Here is a 10,977-nt window from a genome sequence, read left to right as displayed (position 1 = left end):
GCAAGCCTTCGAGGCCGAGCGCAAAATGGATTCTAAAAAACACCTTGCCAAATAGGAGCGTCAGACCAGAAACGCCCCCGTTCATAGCTCCGAAGGAGCAGAACGGGGGCGTTTCATTGGTCGAGGACGTTTTCAGGGGTTAACCTGCGCTGCCTTCGGCGGGGATATGTCTGGCTACTCAGCCATCTGAGCCTGGACGGCGGTGATGGCCACGACACCCACGATGTCGTCGGCAGAACAGCCGCGCGACAGGTCGTTGACCGGCTTGGCGATGCCCTGCAGGATGGGGCCGTAAGCGTCGGCGCCAGCGAAGCGCTGGACCAGCTTATAGCCGATGTTGCCTGCCTCGAGGTCGGGGAACACGAGCACGTTGGCCTTACCGGCGACGGAGGAGCCGGGGGCCTTGAGCTGGGCGACGGTGGGAACGATAGCGGCGTCGAGCTGCAGGTCGCCATCGATGGCGAGCTCGGGAGCCTTCTCCTTGCAGAACTTCACGGCCTCCTGGACCTTCTTGGCGACCTCGCCGCCGGCGGAGCCCATGGTGGAGTAGGAGAGCATGGCCACGTGCGGCTCGACGCTGCCCATAAAGGTGGACCAGGAGTGAGCGGAGGCGATGGCGATCTCGGAGAGCTCGTCGGAGGACGGGTTGATGTTGAGGCCGCAGTCGGCGAAGATCAGCGTACCGTCGGTGCCGAACTGCGGGGTGTCGGTGCACATCACGAAGAAGGCCGAGACCAGCTTGGTGCCCGGGGCGGTCTTGAGGATCTGCAGCGCGGGGCGCAGGGTGTCGGCGGTGGAGTGGCAGGCGCCGGAGACCAGGCCGTCGGCGTCGCCCATCTTGACCATCATGGTGCCAAAGTAGGTGGCGTCCATCACCTGGGCGCGAGCCTGCTCGATAGTGACACCCTTCTTGGCGCGGAGCTCGGCAAACTTCTGCGCGTACTCCTCGTGCTTCTCGGCATTGCGTGGGTCGATGACGGTGGCGCCGGGAACGTTGATCTCGTCGGGGTTGCCCAGGATGACGATCTTTGCCAGACCTTCCTCGATGATCTTGGTGGCCGCGACGATGGTGCGCGGATCTTCGCCCTCGGGCAGGACGATCGTCTTAAGGTCGGCCTTGGCGGCAGACTTCATACGGTTAAGGAAATCGCTCATGTTACTCCTTACAAGCGTTTCGCTAAGCTCCAGGCGCCCGGCTGTTCACGAATAAACCCGCTGCTAGCGGGTTTACCTTTCAAATTTGTACGCCGCGGTGCTTGAGCTTTCCTTGTGTGGCAAGCTCATTATAGGACGCATTAGCGCTATAATCGCTCTGATAAATATGTCTCGAAGAATGTTCGAGAAAAGCCCAGCTAACGAGCCCGTGGCTTTTGACAAGGAGTATCGATGCAGATTACCTCAGGCCTGCCTGAAGGCTTTAACGCCGGCGCGTACGACATGATTGTCGTCGGTGCTGGATATGCCGGTGCCGTTTGCGCCCGCCGTCTTGCCGAGACTATCGGCTATCGTGTTGCCGTTTTGGAGCGCCGTAGCCACATTGCGGGCAATGCCTATGACTGCACTGACGAGGCCGGAATCCTGATCCACGAGTACGGTCCGCATATCTATCACACCTTTAACGAGCGCGTGCACAATTTCCTGTCGCGCTTTACCAAGTGGACGGATTATCAGCACAAGGTGCTCGCCAACATCAACGGTACCCTTATGCCCGTGCCCTTCAACCATGCGAGTCTCAAGCTCGCCTTTGGTGATGAGCGCGGCGAGGAGCTGTATCAGAAGCTCGTGGAGACCTTTGGCAAGGATGTCAAGGTGCCCATTATGGAGCTGCGTAAGAAGAACGACCCCGACTTGGCCGAGGTCGCCGATTACGTCTACGAGAACGTCTTTTTGCATTACACCATGAAGCAGTGGGGCCAGACGCCCGACCAGATCGATCCCTCGATCACCGGTCGCGTTCCCGTCTTTGTGGGCGACGATGACCACTATTTCCCGCAGGCTCCCTTCCAGGGTATGCCGCAGGACGGCTACACGGCGCTGTTCGAGCATATGCTCGACCACGACCTGATCGACGTGTTCTGCGACGTGGACGCCCGCGATCTCTTTGAGATCGACGAGACCACCGTCAAGATCGGTGGCAAGGTCTACGGCGGCGAGATCGTCTATACCGGTCCGCTCGATGAGCTGTTTGGCCTTGATCTGGGCGCTCTTCCGTACCGTACGCTCGATATGAAGTTCGAGACGCTCGATATGGATCAGTTCCAGCCCGTGGGTACCGTCAACTACACCACGAGCGAGGACTACACGCGCATTACCGAGTTCAAGAACATGACTGGTCAGGTCCTGCCCGGCAAGACCACCATCATGAAGGAGTACTCCAAGGCCTATACGCCCGGCTCGGGCGAGACGCCGTATTACGCCATTCTTGAGCCCGAGAACCGTGAGCTCTATGAGCGCTATCTTGAGCGCGTCCAGAACCTGACAAACTTCCACCCGGTGGGTCGTCTGGCCGAGTATCGTTACTACGATATGGATGCCGTGACCAATTCCGCCCTCGATCTTTCGGATGAGATTATCGCCTGCCATGCATAAAGTCATAACATTCGGTATTCCCTCGTATAACGCCGCTAAGGACATGGACCATTGCATCACCTCCATCTTGGAGGGGAGCAATTATGCCACCGATATCGAGATTATCGTGGTGGACGACGGCTCCAAGGATGAGACGGCCGCCAAGGCCGACGAGTGGGAGGCCCGTTATCCTGGAATCATCCGCGCGGTGCACCAGGAGAATGGCGGCCACGGTATTGCCGTCCTTTCGGGTCTGCGCGAGGCGCAGGGCACCTACTACAAGGTTGTCGACTCGGACGACTGGCTTGACGGCGCTGCCCTTTCGACCATGCTGTCGATTCTGCGCGGCTTTGAAGAGCGCGACCAGCGCGTTGACCTGTTTATCTCGAACTACGTGTACGAGAAGGTTTACGAGGGTACGCATACGGCCATTGGTTACAAGTTTGCCCTGCCTCGAAAAAAGATCTTTACCTGGGACCAGATCGGCCATTTCCGTTTGGATCAGAATCTGCTCATGCACAGCCTGTGCTATCGCACGGATGTGCTGCGCGAGTCCAACCTGCCCATGCCGCCGCACACGTTCTATGTGGACAACATCTACGCCTACGTGCCGCTGCCGCGTTGCAAGACCATGTACTACGCCGACATCGACCTCTATCGCTACTTTATCGGTCGCGAGGGCCAGAGTGTCAACGAGGCCACGATGGTCAAGCGTCTGGACCAGCAGTTCCGTGTTACGCGTATCATGATGGAGTCGTACCACCTGTACAGCGATGTCGAGTCGTCGCGTTTGCGTTCGTACATGATGGGCTACTTCACCATGATGATGGCGATCTGCTCGGTGCTCACCAAGCTTTCCGACGAGGATTGCGCCGACGAGCGCCTGAAGACGCTGTGGAATGATTTGAAGGCCTACGACGAGCGCATGTATCGTCGTGCCCGCTACGGTGTGGTCGGGTTCTTCACTAACCTCCGCGGTCGTGCCGGAGACAAAACCACACTCGGCCTATACCGTCTTGCCTCAAAGATCTTCAAATTCAACTAGCTGCTGAGTAATCGCTGCTGATAGGTTGACTGGGCCCCTTGGCCTTTAGTTTGCTACTGCGAACAGTCCTGCTCGCACGGAAAGCACATTAAGTGCTTTCCGGCTCGTGCGGAACTTGTAGCAAACTAAAGGCCAAGGGGCCTCTGCTATAAGAATCGATTGTCAGGTTATTTGAATTTGAAGATCTTCGACGCGCGGTACACAGGGCCCTGGGCTGAAAGGGATCTAGTTGAGTAGGTTGCCCGGTGGGCTTGGTTATGTTTGTCGCGAGTTCCGCACGAGCCGAAGAGCACTTAATGTGCTCTTCGTGCGAGCCAGGACTGTAGAGCAGCAAACATAACCAAGCCCCACCGGGCAACCGGTCAGGTTAGGCTACTTCGCGGCGCCGGGGATGCCGTGGGAGGTTTTGGCGGTTTTGGCTCCGTTTACGATGGCAGTTTCCAGGGCCCTTACGGCGAGCATGCCCAGCAGGTCTAGGGGAACGGCGGCGCTTGCCTGGGCGCCCAGTTTGCCGCTGGCGAGGGTGTAGATGGTGTCGCCGTCGTTGGTGGTGTGCGTGGGACGGATGGCGTGTGCGTAGGCGTCTGCGGCCATCTGGGAGACCTTGGTGGCTTGTGCCTTAGTGAGTTCCACGTTGGTGACGATGCAGCTGATGGTGGTGTTGGTGCGGTCGAGCGGCATCTGCATGGATCCGGCGGCGGCAAAGGCTGCGAGTTCCATGTCGACGATCTGGTCGCTATCGGCTGAGGCGCGCATGCCGGCGACCCACTCGCCGGTGAGGGGGTCGACAACGTTGCCGCAGGCGTTGACCGAGACCACGGCGCCCACCTTGATGGGGCCGAGCGCCACGGCGGCAGCGCCAAGGCCGGCCTTCATGCAGGTGGCGGGGCCCATGAGCTTACCCACGGTAGCGCCCGTGCCGGCGCCTACGTTGCCCTGTTCGAGCTTGGTGGGGGTGTGGTCGAGCGCCTCGCGCACGGCGGCGATGCCGGCCTCAATGTCGGGGCGAACGGTGGGGTCGCCAAAGGCAAGGTCGAAGATACAGCTGGAGCACACGATGGGCACCTGCGTGGGGCCGACGGGCAGACCAATGCCGCGGCTCTCGAGTTCGCGGGCCACGCCGCTTGCAGCCTCGAGGCCAAAGGCCGATCCGCCCGAAAGGCAGACGGCGTGGACCTTATCGACGGTGTTTTCGGGACGCAGCAGGTCGGTCTCACGCGAAGCGGGGGCGCCACCACGTACGTCAACGCCGCCGGTGGCACCCCCGGGCGCCACGATTACGGTGCAGCCGGTGCCAGCCTCCTCGTCCGTATAGTTGCCAAAGCAAAAGCCATCGACATTGCAAACATCGATGGCTTCGAGCAGTGTGTCCATGTGTTCTCCTATCGGTTTTCCGCCGGGCCTTATGCCCGGTCGGGATCCGTACGGTACGGCAAAATTGTAGGCGCTGGGGGATACCCAGCGCCAGATGCAATTACGAGAGTTTTTGAATCGCGCGTGCGACGCGAGCGATGGGCAAGCCCACCACGTTGTAGAAGTCACCCGAAATATCGTGCACAAGCATGCGGCCGCCTGTGCCTTGGATTCCGTAGGCCCCGGCCTTGTCCATGGGCTCACCCGAGGCGACGTAGTGCTCGATCTGCTCTTCGGTAAGCTCATAGAACGTCACGTCGGTCACATCGACAAACGACAGGCTCTCGGCGGCATGCGGAGCGGCCGTGTCGCCTGCCTTAACGATGCAGACGCCGGTTGCGACCTGGTGCGTGCGGCCCGAAAGCTCGCGGAGCATGGTGCGCGCCTCGTCCTCGGTTGCCGGCTTGCCCAGAATCTTGCCATCGAAGGTGACAATAGTATCGGCCGCGACGGTCAGTTCGTTGGGCTCGGCATGCTCGGCGGCAACGGCGGCGGCTTTGGCGCGTGCTAAGCGTTCAACGAGCGTAAGCGGGGCCTCGCCATCAAAAGGCGTTTCGTCGATATCTGCGGGAATCACGCGAATGTCATAGCCTGCCTCGCGCATCAACTCGATGCGGCGCGGTGATTGCGAAGCCAAAATCATAGCTGAATGCCCTCGGCGACCTTCTCGACGGCCTTGTCGCCGGCGAGTGTGCGCAGCAGCTCAAGCGCAAAGGGGAGCGACTGGGCCATGCCACTGGCGGTGATGATGTTGCCGTCTTGCGTAACCTTCTCGCCGGTATAGGCGCCTTCGGGGAAGCTTTTCTCAAAGCCAGGGAAGCACGTGGCGTGGCGCCCCTCGAGTAGGTCGAGCTCGCCCAGGATAAACGGGGCGGCGCAGATGGCGGCGACGTGCTTGGTCGCGGCGAACTCGCAGACCACGTTGCAGACGCGCTGATCGGCGCGCAGGTTGGTGGCACCGGGTAGGCCGCCGGGCAGCACGACGCAGCCGTACTCGTCAAAGTTGATCTCATCAAAGAGCGCATCGCAGGTCACGGGGATCTGCAGCGAGCTTACGACCTCACGCGTGGGCATGATCGAGACGAGCGTGGCACGCACGCCGCCGCGACGCATGACATCGACCATGGTCAAGCATTCAATAGTTTCAAAGCCATCGGCGGCGAGAACGGCAACGCTGGGCATGAGGGTTCCTTTCATAGGCGGCATACAATTAGCCGTCTTATACCCCGAAGACCTCCGCTTGCCACGCTCGATTTCCCAATGATTTTTCTGAGCAATGATTAAGTGGCTAGTTGCGCCTAAGGTGGACGACGGTCTCGCAGTGGAAGGTTTGTGGGAACAGGTCGACTGGCGTGATCTTTACGGGGGAGAAGGTGCCTTCTTCGACAAAGCGTTTGAGATCGCGCGCCAGGGTGGCCGGGTCGCAGCTCACGTAGGCGACATCGCGAGCACTCGTGCTGGCGATAAGGTCGATCGCCTCGGGGGCGAGGCCTGCGCGCGGCGGGTCGACCACCAAGACGTCGGCATCCTGGTCGGGGAACTCGCGCACTGCGTCTCCGCCGATGACGTCGACGTTATCGAGCTTGTTGATCTCCAGGTTACGGCGCAGGTCGCGCACGGCGGGGCCGTAGGCCTCGACGGCGGCGACAAAGTCGCAGCGGCGGGCGAGCGGCAGGGTAAAGGTTCCGGCGCCGCAGTACAGGTCCACGGCAAGCTCGTCTTCCTGCGGGTCGAGCGCTTCCATGACAAGCTCGATCAAAATCTCGGCACCCTTGGTGTTGACCTGGAAAAAAGACGGGGCAGACAAGCGCATCTGGCCCTCGGCGATGTTCTCGGTCCACGAGCCCTCTCCGGCGAGCATCTCCACCTTGGAAACGCGGCGGGCCTTCTTTTCGCCCTTGCTCATCACGCGCACGATGCTCGTGGGGTGAGCGGCGTCCGCCAGCACGCGGGAGACCTGCGAGCGCGGAAAAGAGCCTGTGGGCGTCCAGAGTGCGACCTCGAGTGCCTTGGTGCGGCGCGATGCGCGAATGCCCACGCGTTCGAGCCCCAAGTCATGGCTGCCGCTTAGATAGTTGAGTGCGCCGACGACCGATTTGAGCGCCTTGGGAAAACGCTTATCGAACAGCGGGCATGCATCGACGGTCACGATTTTGCTGGGGTCGACACCGTGCATGCCAAGGCGCACGCGACCGTTGACGACGGTCGGTTCGAGCTCGATTTTATTGCGGTAGCCCCAGTCGTCCTTGGTGTGGCAGATGGGCTGTACCAACTTATCGACCTGCTCAGGAGCGAACTTGCCGATGCGCTCGAGCGTGGAGCGCAGATTTTGCTCTTTGGCGGCAAGCTGCGCCGTGCGTGAGAGATTGCCCCACGAACAACCGCCGCAGATGCCAACGAAGGGGCAGGGGGACTGAATACGATCGGGGCTCGGCTCCAGAATCTCGGTCGTGCGGGCGCGCATGAACGACTTGCCGTCCTGTACGACCTCGGCTTCGACGGTGTCGCCTGCCACGGCGCCCTGCACAAAGACGGCCTTGCCGTTGTCGGCGTGCGCCAGCCCGTCGGCGCCGTAGGTCATCGATTCTATAGTGAGCTTCATATCCCTGCCTGTCATTCGTGTTGTTGTTCGCACCATGGTAGCAGGGAAAAGCGCCCCGCATCCGAGGCTTTCCTCAAATGCGGGGCGCTTCTACAAACTGCTTCTACAAACGACTATTTCGTCTTGCCGGTAATGAGCGTTTTAAGACCCAGGCCGATCAGGCCCAGGCCCATGCGCACACGACCGGGGCGATGGCGCTCGATGGCCTTGGTCTTGCCGGCGGGCTTATCGCGACGAGCGCTCGTCTCGGGCGCGGGCTTAGCTGCCTGCGGCTCGGGCTGAGGTGCAGGTGCAGGCTCGGGCTCAATGACGGTCGCCTGGACCTCTTGGACCTTGGGTGCTACCGGCTGCGGCTCGGGCTCGGGGGCGGGTTTCGCCTCAATGACGGGCTCGGGCGTGGCCTCGGCGTTGCGATAGGCACGCTCCAGCAGGGCTTCCTGCGAGTTGAAGGGTTTCTCACCCTCTGCACGCTCCACGGGGACCCAGGTGCCGTCGCTCGTGAGGCTGCGGGCCTTCACGTTGTCGCGCAGCTGCATGCCCATGTACTCGTGTACCAGGGCGCGGCAGGTGGGGTCGAGCACGGGGAAGGCGATCTCCACGCGGTGCTCGGTGTTGCGTGTCATCATGTCTGCCGAGCTCAGGTAAATCATGTCCGAGTCCACGCCAAAAGCGTAAACACGGGCGTGCTCCAAAAAGCGTCCGACGATGGAGCGGACATGCACGTTCTCGGTCTTGCCCGGAACACCGGGCTTGAGGCACGAGATGCCGCGGATGATCATGTCCACGCGGACTCCAGCGCACGATGCCTCGGCGATCTTGTCGATGACCTCGCGGTCGGTGAGCGAGTTGAGCTTAAAGAACACGCGGGCGGGCTCGCCAGCGAGAGCGCGCTGAATCTCGCGGTCCAGGCCGCGCATGATGAGCGGCTTGAGGCCTACGGGCGCCACGCCCAGGAAGCGGTAATCGCCGCGCAGATTGCCCAGCGACAGGTTGCGGAAGAACAGGTTGGCGTCCTCGCCGATGCCGGGGTGGGCGGTCATGAGCATAAAGTCGCTGTAGAGTTTGGCCGTCTTCTCGTTAAAGTTGCCGGTGCCCAGCAGCGTCAGGCGTGTGAGCGCCATGCCCTCGCGATAGGTGAGCTGGCAGATCTTGGAGTGGCACTTAAAGCCCTCGGAGCCGTAGATGACGGTGCAGCCGGCCTCTTCCAGGCGCTCGGCCCACTCGATGTTGTTCTGCTCGTCAAAGCGCGCGCGGAGCTCCATGAGCACCGTGACTTCTTTGCCGTTCTCGGCGGCATCGATCAGTGACTCGCACAGGCGGCTCTGCTTGGCCACGCGGTAGAGCGTGATGCGCAGCGAGATGCACTCGGGGTCATAGGCGGCCTCGTGCACCAGGTCCAAGAACGGATTCATGGCCTCGTAAGGGTAAAAGAGCAGCTTGTCGTGCTGCAGCACCTGCTCGCGGATGGAGCGGGTCATATCGATGGTGGGGTTGGGCTGCGGCTTAAACGGCGTAAAGAGCAGCTCGTTGCGTAGATGCTCGGGAATCTTGCCCTCAATGCCGAAGACGTAGCCCAGGTCGAGCGGGATATCGCAGGTAAAGACCGAGCGGCGCGAAAGCTCGAGCGCCTTGCGGATGGTCTTGAGCGTCGCCTTCTCGAGCGATCCCGAGACCGCGAGCACTACCGGCTGCAGACGCAGGCGCTTCTTGAGGATGCGCTTCATGTGCTGGCGGTAGTCCTCTTCCTCCTCGACGCCCTCGCCGTCCGGATCGATGTCGGCGTTGCGGGTGACGCGGATGAGCGCGCGGTCGAGCGGCTTATAGGAGCCAAAGCAGCTGTCCAGGCAGGCGAGGATGACGTCCTCGAGCAGAATGTAGGAGTAGGTGCCGGTGGGCGAGGGGATCTCGACCACGCGGTTCATCGAGGCGGGGATCTCGATAAGGCCCAGCAGGCTCTCCTCGTCGGTGACGCCGTCCAGGCCACAAGCCAGATAGAGTGCACCGTTGCGCAGGTTGGGGAAGGGATGGCGCGGGTCAATGACCAACGGCGAGATGACCGGCGACACGTAGGCCTGGAAGTAGCGGGTTACAAAGGTGCGCTCCTCGGGCGTAAGCGAATCGATGCGGGCGCGGTGAACGCCCAGGGTGTCGAGCTTGCCCTCGATGCTCTTAAAGATGGACTCCCATCGGGTAAGGAGCCCGGGCATTTCGGCCATGACAGCATCGACCTGTTCGGAGGCGGTCATATTGCTCTTGTTGTCGACAGGCTGTTTTTTGAGCTCTGCCAGATCGGACAGGCCGCCCACGCGCACCATGAGAAACTCGTCGAGGTTAGACTCGAAAATCGACACGAACTTTAGACGCTCGAACAGCGGAACGGTCTCGTCGAAGGCTTCGTCAAGCACACGGTTGTCAAAGCGCAGCCAGCTGAGCTCTCGGTTCTGCGTGTACGAGAAGTCGCGCGGCGGTTTGCGCAGCTTTGCGGCGGCTTGCTTTTTTTCGATTTTGCTCGGCATATGCATCTGTCCGTTCAGTCCCCGCAGGGGACGGTTGCCTAACACTATTCACTATTGTCTCAATTTAGTCGACCTATGGCACGGACGTATCGCGTGAACGGTATCTTTACCTACTTCTTACGCTGACAAGCCATAGAGCTGACGCCCGTCGCGTTGTGAAAAACGGTCTATATCCTCACTCAACTGGTGAGTATGTGTGAATAAGAATGATAGGCAGCTGAATATCATCGAATACAGACAGAAACACGAACAAGCGTCATTTATATACATAAAACAGTTATAGATATGCAATTCTTAAGCGAAAGATTGGAGTTGTAATTGCGAATGATTTTTGAGAAAAAAGAGCGTTTACCTTAGAAAAGTTACTTTAGAACGCCGAAGTACATCATGGGGGAATCACATGCGATATACCGTTCATCGCACTTTGTTGACCGTTCGGGGGCGAGGTGGAATTGCGGGTGGTTTTTGGATATAACTAGAGCTGTCAGCAAGCAGCGTCCCATATGGAGGGGCGCTGATACATTCGGCCAGTAAGGCCCGAAAGAAAGGTAGGAGGCCATGACGAAAGGTCTGCACGTGCCTTCCGAGATCGGCAAGCTCAGGAAGGTCTGCCTGCACCGTCCCGGCGACGAGCTCCTCAACCTGCCGCCCGACGAGCTCGAGCGACTCCTGTTCGACGACGTCCCGTTCCTGGAGGTCGCACAGCAGGAGCACGACACCTTCGCCCAGATCCTGAGGGACCAGGGCGTTGAGGTCCTCTACCTCGAGAACCTCGTCGCCGAGGTGTTCGACCAGGTCCCCGGCGCCCGCGCCGAGTTCACCGACCAGTACAT

General features: G+C 60.4%; 9 protein-coding genes. 3 read left to right on the top strand and 6 right to left on the bottom strand.

All coding sequences use genetic code 11. The features are described 5' to 3' along the window. Nucleotides 1–174: 174 nt before the first annotated feature. Complete coding sequence (pta, locus tag DWY05_RS09595) at nt 175–1,155, bottom strand: phosphate acetyltransferase (RefSeq protein WP_117655322.1); 981 nt, start codon at nt 1,153–1,155, stop codon at nt 175–177. A 231-nt stretch (nt 1,156–1,386) separates the two neighbouring features. Between pta and glf the strand changes: the two genes are divergently transcribed. Together glf and DWY05_RS09585 are read left to right on the top strand one after the other, a co-directional pair. Continuing rightward, nucleotides 1,387–2,589 carry a UDP-galactopyranose mutase gene (gene glf / locus DWY05_RS09590; protein WP_117821534.1) on the top strand — a complete coding sequence of 401 codons (1,203 nt, stop codon included), beginning with the start codon at nt 1,387–1,389 and terminating at the stop codon, nt 2,587–2,589. Next, entirely contained in the window at nt 2,582–3,613 is a 1,032-nt protein-coding gene (locus DWY05_RS09585) for a glycosyltransferase family 2 protein (protein WP_117583931.1), read from the top strand. The genes glf and DWY05_RS09585 overlap by 8 nt, the downstream gene beginning before the upstream one ends. A gap of 372 nt (nt 3,614–3,985) precedes the next feature. Here DWY05_RS09585 and DWY05_RS09580 read toward each other — a convergent pair whose 3' ends face one another. The 5 genes from DWY05_RS09580 to ppk1 form a co-directional block, all read right to left on the bottom strand. Then, complete coding sequence (locus DWY05_RS09580) at nt 3,986–4,987, bottom strand: P1 family peptidase (protein ID WP_117821533.1); 1,002 nt, start codon at nt 4,985–4,987, stop codon at nt 3,986–3,988. 100 nt (nt 4,988–5,087) lie between these two features. Next, on the bottom strand, nt 5,088–5,669 hold the full coding sequence (locus DWY05_RS09575) for a nucleoside triphosphate pyrophosphatase (RefSeq protein WP_117821532.1): 582 nt from the start codon (nt 5,667–5,669) through the stop codon (nt 5,088–5,090). Then, a complete protein-coding gene (locus tag DWY05_RS09570) occupies nt 5,666–6,208 on the bottom strand; it encodes a DJ-1 family glyoxalase III (protein ID WP_117821531.1) in 543 nt (180 codons plus the stop codon). The genes DWY05_RS09575 and DWY05_RS09570 overlap by 4 nt, the downstream gene beginning before the upstream one ends. Nucleotides 6,209–6,314: 106 nt before the next feature. Further along, nucleotides 6,315–7,643, bottom strand: a complete 1,329-nt coding sequence (gene rlmD, locus DWY05_RS09565; protein ID WP_117821530.1) for a 23S rRNA (uracil(1939)-C(5))-methyltransferase RlmD — start codon at nt 7,641–7,643, stop codon at nt 6,315–6,317. A 98-nt stretch (nt 7,644–7,741) separates the two neighbouring features. Next, a complete protein-coding gene (gene ppk1 / locus DWY05_RS09560) occupies nt 7,742–10,144 on the bottom strand; it encodes a polyphosphate kinase 1 (protein ID WP_233504080.1) in 2,403 nt (800 codons plus the stop codon). Between the two features lie 558 nt (nt 10,145–10,702). Here ppk1 and DWY05_RS09555 point away from each other — a divergent pair. Next, nucleotides 10,703–10,977: arginine deiminase family protein (locus DWY05_RS09555; RefSeq protein WP_233511301.1), on the top strand; the 275-nt coding region annotated here is incomplete at its 3' end.

It is taken from the genome of Collinsella sp. AF23-4AC (genome assembly GCF_003462685.1).
Taxonomy (GTDB): domain Bacteria; phylum Actinomycetota; class Coriobacteriia; order Coriobacteriales; family Coriobacteriaceae; genus Collinsella.
This window is presented reverse-complemented; position numbering and strand designations above follow the sequence as displayed.